Origin of the sequence: Nonomuraea rubra (assembly GCF_014207985.1) — a bacterium.
GTDB classification, from domain to species: Bacteria; Actinomycetota; Actinomycetes; order Streptosporangiales; family Streptosporangiaceae; genus Nonomuraea; species Nonomuraea rubra.
Genome location: NZ_JACHMI010000001.1, coordinates 3,672,226 through 3,689,822 on the forward strand (window position 1 = coordinate 3,672,226; position 17,597 = coordinate 3,689,822).

Below are 17,597 nucleotides of genomic sequence, written 5' to 3' on the forward strand. Positions count from 1 at the left end.
GAGAATAACCGCCCACCACACCGACGAGCCCAACGGCACCGCCGCCGGCCGGGACCGACCCAACGGCACCGCCACCGGGGGACCGACCCAACGGCAGCGCCACCGGCCGGGCCCGGGACGCCCTGCACGCACCCGGCAGCCCGCCTTGCACCCGGCACGGAAACCCCGTCGCGCCGCCCGTCCCGCGATGCCTATCGTGGCCGTATGGCTGACGCGATCTTCGAGCATCCCCGGCTGGCCGCCGTCTACGACCCGCTGGACCCCGACAGGAGCGACCTCGACGCCTACGCCGCCATCGCCGAGGAACTCGGCGCGCGCAGCGTGCTGGACGTCGGCTGCGGCACCGGCACGTTCGCGCTGCTGCTGGCCGGACGCGGCCTCGACGTGACAGGCGTGGACCCGGCGGAGGCGTCGCTCGACGTGGCAAGGGCCAAGCCGGGCAGCGAGCGCGTGCGGTGGATCCACGGCTACGCGACGGACGTCCCGCCGCTGGCGGCCGACCTCGCCACGATCACGGGCAACGCGGCCCAGGCGATCGTCGAGCCGGACGACTGGCAGGCCACGCTGGCCGCCGTGCACGCGGCGCTGCGCCCCGGCGGGCACCTGGTGTTCGAGACCCGCGACCCGGCCAGGAAGGCCTGGCTCGGCTGGAACAGGGAGCAGACCCACCAGTCCGTCGACATCCCGGGCGTGGGCACGGTGGAGCAGTGGCATGACGTGCTCGACGTCAGCGGGCCGCTGGTGACCTTCCGGTCGACCCTGGTCTTCGCCTCCGACGGAGAGGTGCTGACCTCGCACTCCACGCTGCGCTTCCGCGAGCGCGCGGAGGTCGAGGCGGACCTGGCCGCCTGCGGGTACGTGGTGCGCGAGGTCAGGGACGCGCCCGACCGGCCGGGCAAGGAGTTCGTGTTCCTCGCCGCGCGGCCGTGAGGAATCGGCCGTAAGAATATCGGCAGGATTTGGTAAGCGGTTCCGGCCAGGCTTTACTCATCGGCAACGAGGAACGAGACCTGAGGAGCACATGATGAGGAAGCTTGTCGAATCCACCTTCGTCACGCTGGACGGCGTCATCGGCGACCCGCACATCTGGGGCCCGGCCTACTGGGACGAGGAGCACAACGCCTACTCCGCGAAGCTGCTGTTCGGCGCCGACGCGCTGCTGCTGGGCCGCGAGACGTACGAGGGCTTCGCCGAGGCGTGGGGCTCCCGCTCCGGCGACGAGTACACCGACCGGATCAACAGCCTGCCCAAGTACGTCGCCTCCACCACGCTCAAGGAGGCCACGGCGTGGAACGGCAACCTGATCGAGGGCGACGTGGCCACCGCCGTCGCCGAGCTCAAGCAGCAGCCGGGGCAGAGCATCCTCAAGTACGGCAGCGGCAAGCTCGACCGCACGCTCATCGCGAACAAGCTGATCGACGAGCTGCACCTGTGGGTGTTCCCCGTCGTCGCGGGCGGCGGCGACCGGCTGCTCGACGGCCTCGACCTGACCCACTTCGAGCTGCTGGAGACGACCCGCTTCAAGTCGGGCATCATCGTCCTCACCTACGGGCCCAAGGCGTAGGGTTCCGCTCCGGGGCCGCCGTGTACTAGCATCCGCTGCACCGGCGGCACTCTCCCGCCGCACCTCCAGAGCGGGTCCCCACGCGGCCCGCCGTACGCGGAGGCAAAGGGGACAGCTCGCGCCTCGGGAGCCCGCACTCGACCGGCCGGCGATCCCTTTCGCGGCCGCCACGGGCCGCGGGCGTGGGCCGGGCCGGTGGCGATGGCCGCGGGAAGAGCCGTACATGACCAGCAAGAAGCAGCTCAAGGCGCGCATCAGGGCGCGCATGGCCAAGACCGGCGAGAGCTACACCACCGCGCGGCGGCACCTCATCGGCCGGCCGGAGCGGGCCGCGGACGGCGGCTGGCGCTTCACCGGCGGGCGGAACCCGTCCAGCGCCGCCATCGCCGCGGTGCTCGCCAACCAGGGGCTGGACGTGAGCGAGCCGCTGGTGTTCCTGGCGGGCGGCGGGATCGGCGCCGGGTACATCCTGTGGGAGTTCCAGCACGACGGCTCCCGCGTCGTGGTGCTCGGGTTCCGCAACCAGTGGCAGTACCACGACCGGTGGATGGCCAAGACGCTCGGCAGGCTGGGGGTGCCGTACGACGAGCACCGCACGTCCGGGACGCGGGCGGCGAGCGACCGGCTGGCCGCCGAGCTGGACGCGGGGCGGCCGTGCGTGGTCCTGCCCGACCGCTACCACGTGGGCTACTGGCACCTGCCCGCCTCGCTGGACGGGCGCGGCGGCCATCCGGTGGTCGCCTACCGGCGCGACGGGGACGCGGTGGTCGTGGACGACCGCGGCCGGGCGCCGATCAGCGTTCCCCGGGAGCGGTTCGACGCCGCGCGGGCCAGGGTGGGCTCGTACCGCAACGTGCTGCACGTGCTCGGCGAGTCCAAGCCGGACGAGGCGACGCTGGCCGCCGCGGCCCTCGACGGGCTGCGTGACTGCGCGGCGCACCTCTCGGCCGCCTCCGACTCGTTCTCGCTGCCGGCCTGGCGCAAGTGGGCGCGGCTGCTGACCGACACGCGCAACGCCAAGGCGTGGCCGAAGGTGTTCGCCGACGGGCGCGGGCTGGCGGACGCCCTCCTGTCGATCTGGGAGGGCGCCGAGCCGGTCGGCATGGACGGCGGGAACCTGCGCGACCTGTTCGCCGACGCGCTCGACGAGGCCGCCGCCCTCCTCGACCGGCCCGCGCTGGCGGAGCTGGCCGGCCGGTTCAGGGAGATCCACGGCCTGTGGCACGACCTGGCCGAGGCGGCGCTGCCCGCCGACGTGCCGGAGCTGGGCAGGATCCGTGAGCTGACCGCCGCCGTCAAGGAGAGCGTCATGGCGGACGGCAGCGCCGGCGACCACGAGGCCGCCCTGGCGGCTCAGGAGCTGTGGGCGGCCAGAGCCGCCGCGAACGAGGCCGTGACCGCCGACCGGGGCCCGCTCTTCGCCGGGCTCGGCATCCGGATCTCCGCCGTGTACGAGGCCGAACGCGACGCGATCGCCCGGCTGTCCGCACTCGTCACCTGACGACCGTTCCAGGATCCTCGAAGCCGAACCGCCGCCGCGCGGGCTCGCCCCCAGGGCGCCGTGGACGTCACCGCGGCTCCCGGGGGAGCCGTGACAGCGTCCGCGTGCCCGCACCGGGCCCCGGCCAGGAAGGCGGGCGGCGGGCAGATCGCCGCGGTGGTACGAGGCGCGGGCTTGCGACACGGAACACGCCCCTGCATGCATGCACTGCACACATGACCTGTGGCGGGGCCGTTCTAGTCGAACAGGTCGGTGTCGGAGCGGACGATCTGGTCGTACAGCGGCTGGAAGTTGATCCAGCCGACCAGGTCGTTGCCGATCTGCCCGTGGGTGAGCTTGGCCTGCTCGTGCTCGATGAGCACCGTCGGGCCCGCCGCCTTGGCCAGCAGCTGGGCCTGGCAGGAGCGCTCCATCGTGATGAACCACCAGGCGGCGGCATCGACGGAGTCGCCCACGGTCAGCAGGCCGTGGTTGCGCAGGATGACGGCCTTGTGCGAGCCCAGCGCCCGGGCGATGCGGCGGCCCTCCTCGGTCTCCAGGACCACGCCGGTGTAGTCGTCGAACAGGCCGTGGTCCTCGTAGAAGGCGCAGGCGTCCTGGGTCAGCGGCTCCAGCGGGACGCCGAGCGAGGACAGGGCCTTGCCGTACACCGAGTGGGAGTGGGCGGCGGCGACCGCGTCCGGGCGGGCCTGGTGGATCATCGAGTGGATGGCGAAGGCCGCCTGGTTGACGTGGTACCTGCCGTGCACGACCTGGCCCTCGTGGTTGACCAGGATGAGGTCGCTGACCTTGATGTGCTTGAAGCTCATGCCGAACGGGTTGACCCAGAAGTGGTCGGGGTGCTCGGGGTCGCGGGCGGTGATGTGCCCGGCCACGCCCTCCTCGAAGCCGAACCTGCCGAACAGCCGCAGCGCGGCGACCAGGCGCTCCTGGCGGTGCCGCCGCTCCTGCTCGACGTCGTCGAACGTCGGCGGCAGGCGGAATTGCAGCTGGTCGGTGGGGATGGGGTCAAGGTTCATGTCATCTCCGGCTTCGGTGGGCCCGCCGTGCGTGCGCACAACTGGGGGATGGCTCCATCTTGATCCAGAGTCGGGCCTGACACTCGTACGGGGCAACGGCCACCGAACCAGAATCTCGTTCGCCTGCTTGTGCGCTGGCACGATGTCGTGCGTGAACGGATCGGAGAGCACCCCCGGATCGTGGCCGGTGTCAAGTACACTTGACATCGCGACGGCCGCCTCCTACTGTGTCAAGTGAACTTGACTTCTCGCCGCAGGGAGGGCAACCCGTGCAGGCACACAACACGACCGGGGACTATCGGGACTCGATCAAGGCATCCATTCGGCTCGTACTCTGGACACTCGCCTGGGCGGCGACCTTGGCCCTGGCCAAATTCGGCCCCGGAGCCCTGTGGGACTCGCGGCAACCGGTGGCGAGCGGGGCCGCGGTCGCCGCCAATCTGGTCGTCGGCATCGGATGGATCGTCGCCTTCACGCGCTTTCTCCGGGGAATCGATGAGTTGCAGCGGAAGATCGTGCAGGATGCGCTGGCGATCACCCTCGGAGTGGGGTTCGTCGGCGGGTTCGCCTACGTCGTCGCGGACGCCGCCGGCCTCGTCGCCTTCGACGTCGACATCGCGGTCTTCTCCGCGCTCCTGGGAGTCGCCTACATGATCGCCTTCGTCGTCGGCAAGATCAGATACCGATGAAGAACCGCATCACGGAGCTTCGGGCCGAACGCGCCTGGACGCAGGCCGACCTGGCTCAGCGCGTCAGCGTGTCAAGGCAGACGATCAACGCGATCGAAACAGGGAAGTTCGACCCGAGCCTTCCCGTCGCCTTCCGTCTCGCCAGGGTGTTCAGCCTGAAGATCGAAGAGATCTTTCTCGACGATCAATGAAGCGCCTCGGGCATCGGGGCCCCGTTCGGCGGCGGCCGGGGCCGGCCCGACCCGCGCTAGGGTGGGAGGCTCCGGGAAGGGGAGCGACATGCGCACGAGGCAGCCCGCGGGGCCGCTCGCCGCGCCGTCCGCAGGGTTGCCCGCCCGGCTGCCCGCGGTGCTGCTCCTCCTCCTGTCGTGGTTCCTGCCCGCCACCGCGCACGCGCAGGCCGCCCAGCAGGCGACCGCCGTCCACGCCGCGGTCTGGCGGGCCGAGCAGCAACACTCCGGGGTGCGGCAGCTCCCGCACCCGGCTCCGGAGCTGCGTGCCTGGCCGGGCCAGGGCGGCACGACGGGCGCGGCCGCCGCGCTCGCGGCCGACCTTCCCGGCGCACGCCCGGTCTGGGCCACCGTCGTCCCCGAGCCGCCCCTCGACGTCCCGGCGGCACGCCGCCCGCTGGCGTCGGCGGCGCGGGCCCCTCCCTCCACAGGGCTCTGAAGACCCCTTTTCCTGACTTTTCAAGCCTGTGGAGGCTTCCATGTTCCGTGCGCCGTTCTGGCGTGCGGTGACGGCGTGTGCCGTCATCGCGATCTCGTTAATGGCCGCCCTCGCCGCCGCCCCCCGCCTGGGCCTGGACCTGCGCGGCGGCACCCAGCTCGTCTTCGAGACGAAGAACTCCCCCACCGTCCAGGCCGACGCCGCCGCCACCGACCGCGCGCTCAACGTGCTGCGCCAGCGGGCCGACGCGCTCGGCGTCGTCGATCCCACCCTGGTCCGCTCCGGCGAGCGGCGGATCATCGTCGAGCTGCCGGGCGTGCTCGACCCGCGCCAGGCCGCCGAGGTCATCGGCCGCACCGCGCAGCTCGCGTTCCACCCCGTGCTCGGCGCCGCCGAGCCCGGCGACAAGGAGGCGGTACGCGACGAGAACGGCGGCCTGCTCAAGCTCGGCCCCGCCGCCATCACCGGCGACGGGGTACGCGACGCCGCCGAGCAGAGCGACCCCCAGCGCGGCCCCGGCTGGTGGGTGAGCCTCGACTTCCGCGAGGAGGCCCCCTGGCGCAAGCTCACGGGCGACGCGGCCTGCCGGCCCCAGGACGACCCCCGGCGCCGCATCGCCATCGTGCTCGACAAGGAGATCATCTCCTCGCCGCCGCTCGACGCCTCCATCCCGTGCGGCGCCGGCATCCCCGGCGGCAGCGCCCAGATCACCGGCTCCTTCACCCACGAGGAGGCGCGCGACCTGGCCGTGCTGATCAAGGGCGGCGCGCTGCCGGTCCCGCTCGACCTGGTCGAGCAGCGTACGGTCGGCCCGACGCTCGGCACCGCGGCCATCGACGCCAGCGCCAAGGCGGCGATCGCCGGGCTCGTCCTGACCGCCGTGTTCATCGTGGCCGTCTACCGGCTGGCCGGGCTGCTGTCCGTGGTGGCCCTGCTCTGCTACGGCCTGATCTCGTACGCGGCGCTGGTGGCGATGGGCGCGACGTTCACGCTGCCGGGGCTGGCCGGGTTCGTGCTGGCCATCGGCATGGCCATCGACGCGAACGTGCTGGTCTTCGAACGGGCCAGGGAGGAGTACCAGCAGGCTCCCCGCCGCGGCCTGCGGGGAGCGCTCGACCGGGGGTTCAAGAACGCCTGGAGCGCGATCGCCGACTCCAACGTCACCACCCTGATCGCCGCCGGGCTGCTGTTCTGGCTGGCGTCGGGCCCCGTCAAGGGGTTCGGCGTGACGCTGGCCGTCGGCGTGCTGGCCTCGCTCGTCTCGGCCATGCTGATCACCCGCGTGCTCACCCAGGCCGTCATCGGCCGCGTCGGGCCGCGCCTGTCCGGGCTCGGCTCCGCCGGCTCCGTCAGGACCTGGCTGACCCGCAGGAACCCGCAGCTCATGCGGCGCGCGAAGCTCTGGCTGGGCCTCGCGGGCGCGCTGGCGGCGGTGGCCGTCGCCGGGCTCGTGGCGCGCGGGCTGAACTTCGGCGTCGAGTTCACCGGCGGCCGGCTCGTCGAGTTCGCCACGTCCAGGCCGATCTCGGCCGACGCGGCGGGGGAGGCGGTCGCGCGGGCCGGGTTCCCGGCGGCGGTGGTGCAGGCGGGCGACGACGGCGTGTCCGTACGCGCCGCGCGGCTCGGCCTCGACGAGGTCGCCCGCATCGAGCAGGCGCTCGAGGCCCAGGCGGGCGAGGTGACCAAGCGCAGCGAGGAGTTCATCGGCCCCAGCCTGGGCAAGGAGCTGCGCCGCAACGCGCTCGTCGCGCTCGGAGTGGCCGTGGCCCTGCAGCTCACCTACCTGGCCGTCAGGTTCAGGTGGACGTTCGGCGCCGCGGCCGTGCTGGCCCTGCTGGTGGACGTGGCCGTGGTGGCGGGCCTGTTCGCCTGGCTGGGCAAGCCGATCGACGGCGTGTTCCTGGCCGCGATGCTGACCGTCGTCGGGTACTCGGTCAACGACAAGGTGGTGGTGTTCGACCGCGTCAGGGAGCTGTGGGCGGCCCGCCGCCGCGAACCGCTGTCGGCGGCGGTGAACGGCGCGATCCTGCAGACCATGCCGCGGACCGTGAACACCGGCCTCGGCGCGCTGTTCATCCTGCTCGCGCTCATGGCCTTCGGCGGCGACTCGCTGCGGGACTTCGCGATCGCGCTGGTGACCGGGATCGTGGCGGGCACGCTGTCGTCCGCGTTCGTGGCCGGGCCCACGGCGATCATGCTGGGCCGCTTCGACCGCCGCCCGGCCCCCGAGCCCGCCAAGCCCCGCCCCGCCCGGGAACCGCGGGGCTCGGGAGCGGTGGTCTGACGGCACCCCGGCCTCCCGGGACCCGTTCCAGGGAGGCCGGGCACGCTCCGCTCGGCCCGGGGACGCCCCCTCGGGAGGCCGGGCGCCTGCGCCCCGGCCGGAGGTGCCGATCCGGTCGGGCGATCTTTCGGATCCCGGGCTTTCCCGATCCGAGGGCTTCCGTGATCCGGCGCGGGGAACAGGTTCGGCATGGAGGTGCTGAGCAGTCGCGTGCTGTTGCGTCCCCGCGACCCCACGCGCAGCCGCCGTTTCTACGCGGAGACGCTCGGCCTGGCCGTCTACCGCGAGTTCGGCCCGCCGGACCACCCGGGCGTGGTCTTCTTCCTGGGCCAGGGGCTCCTGGAGCTGTCCGGGTCCGCGCAGGCCCCGGCCGGGCCGGGGATCCAGCTCTGGCTGCAGGTGCGCGACGTGGCGCGGGAGCAGGAGCGGCTGCGCGAGGCGGGCGTCGCCGTGCTGCGGGAGGCCCGCCAGGAGCCGTGGGGGCTGATCGAGGCGTGGATCGCCGACCCCGACGGCCACCATATCGTCCTGGTCCAGGTCCCGGCCGACCACCCCCTGCGCCGCGATCCCCGCTGACCGGAGCCCGCCCATGAGCGCATACCGCATCCTCGCCGTGGACGACGACTGGGCGATCCTGCGCGCCCTCTGGCGCGGCCTGCGCATGGAGGGCTTCGCCGTGGACATCGTCGACTCCGGGCCGCTCGCGCTCGACCGCGTCGACAAGTCCCCACCGGACGCGATCGTGCTGGACGTCTCCATGCCCGGCATGTCCGGCGTCGAGGTCTGCACCCGGCTGCGCGCGACGGGCACCCGGATGCCCGTACTGATGCTGTCGGAGCGGGACGAGGTGGACGACCGCGCGGCCGGGCTCGCGGCGGGCGCGGACGACTGCGTGCTCAAACCGTTCGACCTGTACGAGCTGGCCCTGCGCCTGCGCGCCCTCCTGCGCCACACCGCCCCCGCCTCCCGCACCACGGTCAGGGCCGGCCCCCTGCTCCTCGACCCGGCCGCCCGCCGGGTCACCCTCGACGGCCGCGAGATCGAGCTGACGCGGCGCGAGTTCGACCTGCTGGAGGTGCTGGCCCGCAACGCCGGCATCCCCATGTCCCGCGCCCTGCTCCTGGAGCGCGTCTGGGGGTACGACTTCGAGGTCGGCGACAGCCCGCTGAACACCCTCGCCGCCCACCTGCGCCGCAAGCTGGAGTCGGGCGGCGCCCCGCGCATGCTGCACACCGTACGCGGGTCGGGCTTCATGCTGCGCGAGCCCTAGCTGTTCGAGCGGGACGTCAGCCCGCAGGGCCTTCCTCGCCCGGCAGCGATTCGAGGTCGTCCTCCAGCAGGTCGAGGTCCGGCGGCACCAGCGTCGTCGACTCCACCAGCCCGCGCAGCAGGTTGTGCAGCAGGTTGTCCGACGGGCCGCCCGCCGCCTTGTCGTGCGTCAGCGGGTACGGGAATCCGCCCGCGTCCAGGCGGCGGCGCACGGTCTCGATCCGGTTCTCGATCCTGCGCTCCCGCCAGTCGCCGCCGGGGCGCAGGTAGGCGAGCTGCTCGGCCGCCTGCCGGTACGAGAGGGGGCGGGGGCCCTCCTCGTACAGCAGGTAACGCTGGCCCAGCACCACCAGCAGCAGCCGCTCGTCGTCGTCCAGCGGCCACCTCCGGGGCGGCAGCGTCGCCGCCCGGCGGCGCGGGGCCCGCTCCTCGTCGTGACCCGTGACGTACAGCTCCACCAGGTGCTCGCGGAAGCCGGAGCCGCGCACGAACACCGGCGTGTAGCCGGGCGCCAGCGGGAACGCCTTGGTCGCCGCGTGCATCAGGCGGCCCCGGGGGAGGCGCAGGAGCTGCTGGCCGGTGTTCCGCAGCCACCAGCGCTGCTTGCTGAAGGTCAGCTCGCCGTGGCGGCGGCTCACCCACAGGTCGTCCTCCCCGACGCACAGATCCACGTCGGGCCGCTCCCCCCGGCCGAACCGCACGGTCAGGCCCGGCCTGGGCGGCATCTCGACGCCGCCGTTGACGCTGCGGGCGTGCAGCGTGCCCGGCGGGGCGGGCGCGACCCCTCGGGCGAGGCTGTCAGGGACGTCCATCGCACTCCTCCCTCTCCTGGCTGCCCGGAGCCCGGGGCTCCGGCGCTTCCCACCCCAGCGTGCCCGGCCCCCTCCGGGACCCTTCCCGGACGCGACGCGCTCGTCTCGCTCCAGGCTCCTTGCGGGCTCGCTCCGCGTCCGGAGCCCTGCGGGCGCGCTGGGTGCCCGCCCGCCCCCGTACGGCTTCATGCGCGTGGCAGGCGGGCGGTCGCCGCGCCGGCCAGGTGGGTGGCCATCCGGCACAGCCGCTCCGTCGGGCGGGACCCGCCGACCAGGAGGAGCAGGGTCTCGGCGGCGGTCTGGCCGCGTACGTCGGCGTAGGTCCGGTAGACGACCTGTACCAGGCAGGTCTCCTCACCCTCGGCCGCCGGGCGGATGTAGGCGGGCAGCCCGTTGAGCCGCGTGGAGGTGCCGCCCGCCGCGTCCGGCGGGCGGCCCCGGTCGAACGTCAGGTCGAGCCAGATGTCGCTGGTGGTGCTCTCCCACTCGCAGTCCCAGCCGCCGTAGCCGCGATCCGGGTCGGCGGCGTCGATCCCGGGGACGATCTCCAGGGCCCGCGCGTGGAGGAGTGTGCAGGCGTCCTGCCGGGCCAGGGACCCGGTGGGGAAGCCGGGGGAGCGGCGGGCGAGCGGGCCCTGGTTGAGCGTGCGCACGGCGTCGTCCGTGGCCGCGTCGGCGATGTCGCACAGCGCGGCCTCGCCGTCGTCGTCGCGCTTGGCCGTGACCGTGATCGTCATGTCGGTGACGCCGTCCAGCACCAGCGTGCGGTTGCACGCGTGGCTCTCGCCCGGGTCCGCGACGACCGTGACGAGGCCCGTGGTCCTGGCCGCTTGCGCCTGCTCCGGCGGCGGGTCGAGGTTGAGGTCCACCCTGACGTCCACGACCGTGTCGGACGGGGGAGTGACGAGGACGTCGCAGCGGTCGAAGTTGCCGTAGTCGGGGTCCAGCTCGGTACGGCCGAACCGGCCGAGGGTGGCGGGGCGCAGCAGCGCGCAGGGGTCGGCGGTGCGCCGGTCGCCGATCACGTCGCGGGCGGGCGGCGAGGTCAGGCCGCCGCTCTCGGTTCCCGTGCCCGCCGGTTGCGAGCTCAGGCCGCCGCTCCAGGCCCACAGCGCGATGGCGAGCACGGCCGCCAGCACGGCCGCCAGCACGGCTGCCAGCACGGCCGCCAGCACGGCCGGGAGCGCACCCGCCGCGAACCTTCCTCGCGCCGGTAACCCGCCGGGCTCCGGCTCGTCGCCGGGGGCCTGGGCGAGCGCGGGTACGGCGCCCGCCGGGTCCGCGACCTCCTCCAGCCGCCGCCGCGCCTCGGCCGCGTCCGGCCGCTCCCCGGGATCGCGCCGCATCATCGCCGCCAGGACGTCGGCCAGCGGCCCCACGTCGACGTCCATCGTCACGACCCCCCGGGCCGCCTCCCGCGCGGAGATGAACGCCTCCACGGGATCCACCGGGCGCTCGCCTGCGTGCCGGGGCCCGCGCTCCGAATCGCGTTCCTCCGAACGCCAGAGGTCGCGCTCCGGGTCGCCCTCGTCCGCCCGCTGTGGGGCGTGCTCCGCTTCGCTTCCGTCTGAGCGGCGGGGCTCGCGCTTCGGATGGCTCCCGTCTGAGCGTCCGGGTTCGTGCTCTGATCCCCGCCGATCCGAGTGCCCAGCCGCGCGCTCGTCGGCGCGGCGGGGTCTGCGCGAGCCCCGGCGGGGTGGGTCGCCGGTCACCAGCGCGTACACCGTGGCCGCGAGCGAGAACACGTCCGACTCGGGTTGCGGCTGCCCGCGCACCACCTCCGGCGCCGCGTAGTCGGGCGTGTAGCTGACCGCGCTGTTCGGGGTGACGGTCTCGGCCCCGCCCACCCGGTACGCCGCCCCGAAGTCGGCCAGCTTGGCCGTCCCGTCGCCGGTGACGACCACGTTCCCGGGCTTGATGTCGCAGTGCACGATGCCCTCGGCGTGCAGGGCCGCCAGGGCGTCGGCGATCTGGGCCCCGATCCGCGCCGCCACCCCCGGCGCCAGCCCCGGCCGCCCCTCCAGGCTCCCGCCGGGCACGTGCTCCATCACCAGCCACGAGGCCGTCCGGCCCCGCACCGCGTGGTAGAGGGTGACGACGTGCGGGTGGCTGAACCTGGCCAGGGCCCGCGCCTCGGCCAGCGGCCGGTCGGAGCCCGCAGCTCCGTCCACGGAAAGCCGTTTGAGTACGACGTCCCGGCCCAGCTCCAGGTCGCGGGCGAGCCAGACCTCGCCGGCCGGCCCCCGGGAGAGGCCGCGTACCAGCCGGTACCGGCCGTCCACGGTCGTACCCGGGCGTACTCCCTCTGGCCGGGGAGACCGTTGCAGGAAGCGCACGTCCAGAATCTATCGAGTGAGATCGCGAACACGCAGCGTTTCACCGGGACCGGTCCCGGTGCGAACGCCACATACTGGGCGCGTCGAGAACCAAAGGAGGATCATGCCCCCCACGATCAGGTTCGCCGCCCTGGCGGCGGCGGCGTCCGTCGCCCTCGTCCCGCTCGCCGCCCCCACGGCGTCCGCCGCCGCCAAGCCCAACCTGCGGGCCTGCTACGACGGCACGTGCAAGCTCACCCTCACCAAGGGCGTCTCGTTCCGGGTCAGCTCCCGCTTCGGCCTGTCCAGGCTGGCCATCACCTTCAACTCCACCACCGTCCGGGTGAAGGGCACCGGGCCGGGCGTGATGTCGCAGGCGTTCCTCGGCGAGGGCTCGACGGGGTCGGTCAACCACATCGGCGTGCGCGTGGTCTCGCTGTCGTCAGGAAAGGCGGTGCTGCGACTCACCGCCCGGCGCTGATCGCGGCCCCGGGATCGGCCGGCCGCGAGGTCACGGCCGGCCGATCCCGGAGCGGGTCACGACTCGCCGCTCCAGGAACGGGTCACGGCTCGGTGAACGTGTCGCGCAGGAGCAGGACGGCGATGTCGTCCGTGCGCCGCTCGATCGTGGCCGGCTCGATGAGCGTCTCCGCCAGGTCGTGCAGGGGCTGGCCGGGCGCGGGAGCGAAGCGGCCGGCCAGGGCGGCGATGGCGTCGCCCAGGTCGAGCCCCGGCTCCTCGATGAGGCCGTCGGTGTAGAGGGTCAAGACCGCGCCGGGCTCCATGGGCAGGGTCGTGGTCGCGTACTCGGCCTCGGGGTCGATGCCGAGCAGCAGGCCGGGGGCGGTGTCGATGACCCGGGCCGGGGCGCCGGGCCGGCCCAGCACCGGCGGCAGGTGGCCGGCGCTGGACAGGCACGCGGTGTGCCTGCGCAGGTCGAAGCAGACGTACAGGCAACTGGTGAAGCGGTCGGGCGCCAGCTCGACCAGCAGCCGGTTGGTGTGCGCGAGCACGTCGCCGGCGCTGCCGCCGGCCGTGGCGTGGGCGCGGATGGCGGTGCGTACCTGGCCCATGAGCGCGGCGGCGGTCACGTCGTGCCCCTGCACGTCGCCGATGACGGCCGCGGCCATGGTGTCGCTGAGGCGGATCAGGTCGTAGAAGTCGCCGCCGATGTCCATGCCGGGGGTGGCGGGCACGTACCTGGCGGCCACGTCGAGGCCGGGGATCCGCGGCAGCTCATGGGGCAGCAGGCTCGACTGCAGGCACTGGGCGACCTGGTGCTTGACGTCGTAGAGCCGGGCGCGCTCGAAGGCCTGGGCGATCAGCCCGGTGAGCGCGGTGAGCGTGGCCCGCTCCTGGGTGCTGAACCGGTGCGGCCGGTCGTAGGCGAGGATGCACGTGCCGATCGGCCGGCCGGAGGTGACCAGCGGCAGGAACGCCCAGGCGCACATGTCGTCGGAGCGGATGGCGTCCGGGTAGGCGGCGCGCAACTGGTCCCAGTTGGAGAAGAACGCCGGCTTGCCCGGGTTGAACGGCCGGCCGGTGGGCGCGACGGGGATGACCGGCCGGCCGTCGAACTCGTCGATCGCCCGCCGGCTGTAGCCGCGAGAGGCGGCCACCCGCAGCCGCCCGCCCTTGGAGGTGAGGATGGCCAGCGCCTGCACGTTGTAGACGGGCATGACGTGGTCGGCGACCAGGTCGAGCACCTCCTGGGCGGTCACCGCCCTGGCCAGCGCGGTGGCGAGCAGCAGGACGTCGTGCACCGCGATGACCTGCAGCGTGGGGTCGCCGCCCGTGACGGGGTCGGGCGAGGAGCCGGGGGACACCGCGCCCGGGGTGATGCGCAGGGTGATGCCGGTCAGGCCGGGGAACAGGCAGAACGACAGCTGCCTGCCGGCGGGGCCGCGGGTGGCGAACCGGGTGGTCTGCCGGGCGATGATCGCGGCGCGGTAACGGTCCTCGTACGCGGGGTCGGCCAGCCACGGCAGCACCTCCCACAGGCGCCTGCCGAGCAGCGCGGACGGGGTAACCCCGAGCAGGTCGGCGGCCGGGGCGCTGACCAGCGTCGCGCGGCCCTCCACGTCGAGCATGCAGTAGCCCTCGGGCAGCCGGTTGAGGCACTCCAGGGCGACGAGGTCGGCGCGCGGGTCCGTCGGGCGCACGGGCCGCGGGCCGAGGAGCCGCGGCTGGGACCCGGCCTTGATCGGCCGTCCTCGCAGGCCCGCCTCCCGCACCAGCTCGCCGATCGTGGCGCAGGCCCTGTCGACGATGTCGCGCTGGCGGCGGCCGAGCTCCGACGACTGGCCGGCCGGCCACAGCAGCATGAACCCGCCCTGCACCTCACCCCCGGCGCAGATGGGCGACAGGACGGCGGCGAACGGATACGGCAGCGCCAGCGCCGCCGCGGGGAACTCGCGGGCCAGGTGCTCGCGCCCGCTGATCCAGATCAGCCGCAGCTCGTGGACCGCCACGGCGATCGGCACCGGGTCCCTCGTCCTGACCCTGGACCACGCCCTGGCGATCGGCGCGGGCAGGCCGACCTCGGAGGCCATCTGCAGGATCTGGCCGGTGTCGTCCAGCAGGTAGGCGGCGCCGATGTGCGCGCCGCAGCTGACGACGGCCTCGATCAGCAGCTCGTCCAGGCGGGACGAACCGTTCGCCGCGCCAGGAGCCGGGACGTCCTCCTCCCGCACCGCCTCAGCTAGCCCTGCTCACGTACCGTGAGTGCGCTATCCGCACGAAATCACCCATACGGGCAGGTTACACGTGAATGTGTAGTGGTTTGGTTACGTTCCGCCCATATTCGTGATCAGGTGGTGAAGAGGTAGTTGCGCCACCGCCTGCTCACCGTGTCCGTGCGGCTCCACCGTCCGCCGCTCCAGACGCGCATCCGGTAGCCGCGCCCGGTCAGCGACGCCGCCACCTCGGCGGCCGTCCCGCCGTACTTGCCCAGGTGCCGCTCCTCGATCTCCAGCAGCAGGGCAGGGCGGTGCTGCTCGATGGTCCACGCCGCCCCCTCCAGCACGACCGGCTCGAACCCCTCGACGTCCACCTTCATGAAGTCCACCCGGGAGAGCTCCCGCAGCTCGCACACCCGGTCCACGGTGTGCACGGCCACCTCCAGCGTCCTGCCGGCGGCGAGCCGGAAGGGGGTCTTGAGCCCCTCGTCGAGGTGGGCCCAGCCGTGGATGGGCAGGCCGAAGCGGTACGGCAGCCGCAGCCGGGTCCACCCGGTGGACGCGCCCATCGCCGCGTTGGTGACCCGCACGTTGCGCGCCCCCGAGGCCCGCACCCCCATCTCCAGCAGCCGGTACGGCACCGGCAGCGGCTCGAAGCTGTGCACCTGCCCCGCCGGGCCCGCCAGCCTGGCCAGCGGATAGGTGTACATCCCGTACGCGGCCCCGATGTCGAAGCAGACCGCGCCCGGCCGGACGAACCCGGCCAGCCCCAGCAACTCCGGCTCGCTCAGCGAGACCCGCGCCCCTGCCCGCAGCAGCCCTGCCGCGGCACCCAATCTGATCATGCGCCGAGACTAGGAACGGGAAGGGGCGGGCCGGATCCCCCTCAGGAGCGCAGCCGCCGGCCTCGCCGTGCCTCCGCGGGGGGAGCGCCCGGCACCACGAGGCCACTCTCGTAGGCGAGCACCACCGCCTGCGCCCGGTCCCGCAGCCCCAGCTTGGTGAAGATGCGGCCCACGTGCGACTTCACCGTCTCCGCCGCGATGGTCAGCTCCGCCGCGATCTCCGCGTTGGCCAGCCCGGACGCCACCAGCCTGAGCACCTCCCGCTCCCGGGCGGTCAGCGCGTTCAGCCGCAGCGCCTCCCGCTCGTCGATGGGCCGCCTGGCCGCGAACTCCTCGATGAGCCTGCGCGTGACCGAAGGGGCGAGCAGCGCCTCGCCGCCGGCGACGACGCGGACGGCGGTGATCAGGTCTTCCGGGGGCGCGTCCTTCAGCAGGAAGCCGCTGGCCCCGCCGCGCAGGGCCGCGTAGACGTAGTCGTCGATGTCGAACGTGGTCAGGATCAGCACCTTCGTCTCCCGGCCCGCGTCCGTGATGCGCCGGGTGGCCTCCAGGCCGTCGAGGTTCGGCATGCGGACGTCCATGAGCACGACGTCGGGCCGCAGGTCGCGGGCCGCCGCCACCGCCTCCAGGCCGTCCGCGGCCTGCCCGACCACCCGCACGTCCGGCTGCGCGGCCAGCAGCGAGGCGAACCCGGCCCTGATCATCGCCTGGTCGTCGGCGACGAGCACCGTGATCATCAAGCGTCTCCTCCCGGCGGCGCCGCCACCGACTCCCACGGCAGCTCCGCGCGCACGGCGAAGCCGCCCCCTTCCGTCGCTCCCGCGGTGAAGCCGCCGCCCAGCGCCGCCACCCGCTCCCGCATGCCGATCAGCCCGAGCCCGGAGCCGTCCGCCGCCGTGCCTGGCCGCGCGGGCGGCTCGTTCTCGACGATCACGGTCAGGCCGCCGGCGCCGTCGCCGACGGTGACGGTGGTCCTGGCGCCGGGCGCGTGCCGTACGACGTTGCTCAGCGCCTCCTGCACGATCCGGTACGCCGTCAGCGACGCCACCGGCGACGGCGACGGCACCGGGTCGCCGATCGCGGTCTCGACGGGCACACCGGCCCGCCGTACCGACTCCACGAGCCTGCCGAGGTCGGCCAGGCTCGGCTGCGGCTCGGTGCGGGCCGCCTCGCCGGAGCCGCGCAGCGCGCCGAGCAGGTGCCGCATGTCGCGCAGCGACTCGCGGGCGGCGGCGTTGATGGCCGCGAACTCCCGCGCGGCCGCCTCGCCCACCCCGCCCTCGATCCGGTACGGCGCGCTGGCCGCCTGCACCGCGATCACCGACATGTGGTGGGCCACCACGTCGTGCAGCTCCCTGGCGATGCGCGAGCGCTCCTCCAGCAGCCGCCGCCGCCCCAGCTCCTCGGCCACCCGCAGGGTGCTCAGCCGCATGGCCCGCCTGGCGTGCCCCAGGACGACGGCGACCAGGAGGGCCAGCACCCAGCTCAGCATGCCCATGGCCAGCCGCTGGCCGTCCACGCCGAGCAGCGCCGCCACGGCGCCCACCGCCGCCGTGGTCACGGCGAACGCGCCCGCGGTCACCCACAGGGGCGACGACAGCGCCACCACGTACATCACCGCGAACTGCGCCAGCAGCTGGTGGATCAGCCACGGCTGGACCATCAGGGGGCTCCCCAGCACGATCCCCATGCCGCCGAGCAGCACCTGCACCACCACCATCGCGGCCCAGCCGGCCATCGGCCGGTACCACGCCAGCAACACCGGCCCGGCGAGCAGGACGGCGGCCACCACGGCCAGCGCGCCGAAGTCCGGGCCCGTCACCAGCATCAGCGCGTCCACGACGAGGACCGCGCCGGCCGCCGCGACGAACGTCCCGCGCCGCGCGACCGGCCGCCCGGTGCCCGGCGAGTCAGGCACCCGGATGCCGCGTAACCGGCCCAGAACCCCCATG

Annotated in this window: 17 protein-coding genes; 10 read left to right on the top strand and 7 right to left on the bottom strand. The window is 73.9% G+C overall.

Going from position 1 to position 17,597, the window contains the following annotated elements; all coding sequences use genetic code 11:
• The first annotated feature begins 204 nt into the window (after window positions 1-204).
• From HD593_RS16760 to HD593_RS16770, 3 genes are all read left to right on the top strand, one after another.
• Window positions 205-930, top strand: a complete 726-nt coding sequence (locus HD593_RS16760; RefSeq protein ID WP_185103043.1) for a class I SAM-dependent methyltransferase — start codon at window positions 205-207, stop codon at window positions 928-930.
• Window positions 931-1,024: 94 nt separating this feature from the next.
• The gene (locus HD593_RS16765; RefSeq protein ID WP_185103044.1) at window positions 1,025-1,564 is read left to right on the top strand and encodes a dihydrofolate reductase family protein; all 540 of its coding nucleotides are present in this window, start codon (window positions 1,025-1,027) and stop codon (window positions 1,562-1,564) included.
• 223 nt (window positions 1,565-1,787) lie between these two features.
• The gene (locus tag HD593_RS16770) at window positions 1,788-3,065 is read left to right on the top strand and encodes a BtrH N-terminal domain-containing protein (protein WP_221524793.1); all 1,278 of its coding nucleotides are present in this window, start codon (window positions 1,788-1,790) and stop codon (window positions 3,063-3,065) included.
• Between the two features lie 236 nt (window positions 3,066-3,301).
• On the opposite strand, the gene HD593_RS16775 is transcribed toward HD593_RS16770, so the two are convergent.
• A complete protein-coding gene (locus HD593_RS16775) occupies window positions 3,302-4,084 on the bottom strand; it encodes a class II aldolase/adducin family protein (protein WP_185103045.1) in 783 nt (260 codons plus the stop codon).
• Between the two features lie 269 nt (window positions 4,085-4,353).
• Here HD593_RS16775 and HD593_RS16780 point away from each other — a divergent pair, with 269 nt between their 5' ends.
• The 6 genes from HD593_RS16780 to HD593_RS16805 all read left to right on the top strand — a co-directional run bounded on the left by HD593_RS16780 (window position 4,354) and on the right by HD593_RS16805 (window position 8,996).
• Window positions 4,354-4,773 carry a hypothetical protein gene (locus tag HD593_RS16780; protein ID WP_185103046.1) on the top strand — a complete coding sequence of 140 codons (420 nt, stop codon included), beginning with the start codon at window positions 4,354-4,356 and terminating at the stop codon, window positions 4,771-4,773.
• Window positions 4,770-4,964, top strand: coding sequence for a helix-turn-helix transcriptional regulator (locus tag HD593_RS16785; protein WP_185103047.1), 195 nt, complete (start codon window positions 4,770-4,772; stop codon window positions 4,962-4,964). Before HD593_RS16780 ends, HD593_RS16785 begins: the two co-directional genes overlap by 4 nt.
• Before the next feature lie 88 nt (window positions 4,965-5,052).
• A complete protein-coding gene (locus tag HD593_RS16790) occupies window positions 5,053-5,442 on the top strand; it encodes a hypothetical protein (protein ID WP_185103048.1) in 390 nt (129 codons plus the stop codon).
• Between the two features lie 40 nt (window positions 5,443-5,482).
• Window positions 5,483-7,726, top strand: coding sequence for a protein translocase subunit SecD (gene secD / locus HD593_RS16795; RefSeq protein ID WP_185103049.1), 2,244 nt, complete (start codon window positions 5,483-5,485; stop codon window positions 7,724-7,726).
• A 189-nt stretch (window positions 7,727-7,915) separates the two neighbouring features.
• Window positions 7,916-8,302 (top strand): VOC family protein, encoded by a 387-nt coding sequence (locus tag HD593_RS16800; RefSeq protein ID WP_185103050.1) that lies wholly within the window; start codon window positions 7,916-7,918, stop codon window positions 8,300-8,302.
• 13 nt (window positions 8,303-8,315) lie between these two features.
• Window positions 8,316-8,996: a response regulator transcription factor gene (locus HD593_RS16805; protein ID WP_185103051.1), complete on the top strand. Its 681-nt coding sequence runs from the start codon at window positions 8,316-8,318 to the stop codon at window positions 8,994-8,996.
• Between the two features lie 16 nt (window positions 8,997-9,012).
• Here the strand turns inward: HD593_RS16805 and HD593_RS16810 are convergent, their stop codons facing one another.
• Window positions 9,013-9,807, bottom strand: a complete 795-nt coding sequence (locus HD593_RS16810; protein WP_185103052.1) for an FHA domain-containing protein — start codon at window positions 9,805-9,807, stop codon at window positions 9,013-9,015.
• A gap of 185 nt (window positions 9,808-9,992) precedes the next feature.
• Window positions 9,993-12,089 (bottom strand): protein kinase domain-containing protein, encoded by a 2,097-nt coding sequence (locus HD593_RS16815; protein ID WP_185103053.1) that lies wholly within the window; start codon window positions 12,087-12,089, stop codon window positions 9,993-9,995.
• Window positions 12,090-12,246: 157 nt separating this feature from the next.
• On the opposite strand from HD593_RS16815, the gene HD593_RS16820 reads away from it, so the two are divergent.
• Window positions 12,247-12,603, top strand: coding sequence for a hypothetical protein (locus tag HD593_RS16820; RefSeq protein WP_185103054.1), 357 nt, complete (start codon window positions 12,247-12,249; stop codon window positions 12,601-12,603).
• 82 nt (window positions 12,604-12,685) lie between these two features.
• On the opposite strand, the gene HD593_RS16825 is transcribed toward HD593_RS16820, so the two are convergent.
• From HD593_RS16825 to HD593_RS16840, 4 genes are all read right to left on the bottom strand, one after another.
• On the bottom strand, window positions 12,686-14,815 hold the full coding sequence (locus HD593_RS16825) for a SpoIIE family protein phosphatase (protein WP_312903505.1): 2,130 nt from the start codon (window positions 14,813-14,815) through the stop codon (window positions 12,686-12,688).
• Window positions 14,816-14,931: 116 nt separating this feature from the next.
• Window positions 14,932-15,645, bottom strand: a complete 714-nt coding sequence (locus HD593_RS16830) for an FkbM family methyltransferase (protein WP_221524794.1) — start codon at window positions 15,643-15,645, stop codon at window positions 14,932-14,934.
• A 41-nt stretch (window positions 15,646-15,686) separates the two neighbouring features.
• Entirely contained in the window at window positions 15,687-16,382 is a 696-nt protein-coding gene (locus tag HD593_RS16835) for a response regulator (protein WP_185103055.1), read from the bottom strand.
• A complete protein-coding gene (locus HD593_RS16840; RefSeq protein WP_185103056.1) occupies window positions 16,382-17,596 on the bottom strand; it encodes a sensor histidine kinase in 1,215 nt (404 codons plus the stop codon). The genes HD593_RS16835 and HD593_RS16840 overlap by 1 nt, the downstream gene beginning before the upstream one ends.
• Window position 17,597: the final 1 nt, after the last annotated feature.

Bases quoted from the DNA above. Each gene is read 5' to 3' on its own strand.
- HD593_RS16760 (WP_185103043.1), top strand. From the start codon at position 205: ATGGCTGACGCGATCTTCGAGCATCCCCGGCTGGCCGCCGTCTACGAC.
- HD593_RS16765 (WP_185103044.1), top strand. From the start codon at position 1,025: ATGAGGAAGCTTGTCGAATCCACCTTCGTCACGCTGGACGGCGTCATC.
- HD593_RS16770 (WP_221524793.1), top strand. From the start codon at position 1,788: ATGACCAGCAAGAAGCAGCTCAAGGCGCGCATCAGGGCGCGCATGGCC.
- HD593_RS16775 (WP_185103045.1), bottom strand. From the start codon at position 4,084: ATGAACCTTGACCCCATCCCCACCGACCAGCTGCAATTCCGCCTGCCG.
- HD593_RS16785 (WP_185103047.1), top strand. From the start codon at position 4,770: ATGAAGAACCGCATCACGGAGCTTCGGGCCGAACGCGCCTGGACGCAG.
- HD593_RS16790 (WP_185103048.1), top strand. From the start codon at position 5,053: ATGCGCACGAGGCAGCCCGCGGGGCCGCTCGCCGCGCCGTCCGCAGGG.
- secD (WP_185103049.1), top strand. From the start codon at position 5,483: ATGTTCCGTGCGCCGTTCTGGCGTGCGGTGACGGCGTGTGCCGTCATC.
- HD593_RS16800 (WP_185103050.1), top strand. From the start codon at position 7,916: ATGGAGGTGCTGAGCAGTCGCGTGCTGTTGCGTCCCCGCGACCCCACG.
- HD593_RS16805 (WP_185103051.1), top strand. From the start codon at position 8,316: ATGAGCGCATACCGCATCCTCGCCGTGGACGACGACTGGGCGATCCTG.
- HD593_RS16810 (WP_185103052.1), bottom strand. From the start codon at position 9,807: ATGGACGTCCCTGACAGCCTCGCCCGAGGGGTCGCGCCCGCCCCGCCG.
- HD593_RS16820 (WP_185103054.1), top strand. From the start codon at position 12,247: ATGCCCCCCACGATCAGGTTCGCCGCCCTGGCGGCGGCGGCGTCCGTC.
- HD593_RS16830 (WP_221524794.1), bottom strand. From the start codon at position 15,645: ATGATCAGATTGGGTGCCGCGGCAGGGCTGCTGCGGGCAGGGGCGCGG.
- HD593_RS16835 (WP_185103055.1), bottom strand. From the start codon at position 16,382: ATGATCACGGTGCTCGTCGCCGACGACCAGGCGATGATCAGGGCCGGG.
- HD593_RS16840 (WP_185103056.1), bottom strand. From the start codon at position 17,596: ATGGGGGTTCTGGGCCGGTTACGCGGCATCCGGGTGCCTGACTCGCCG.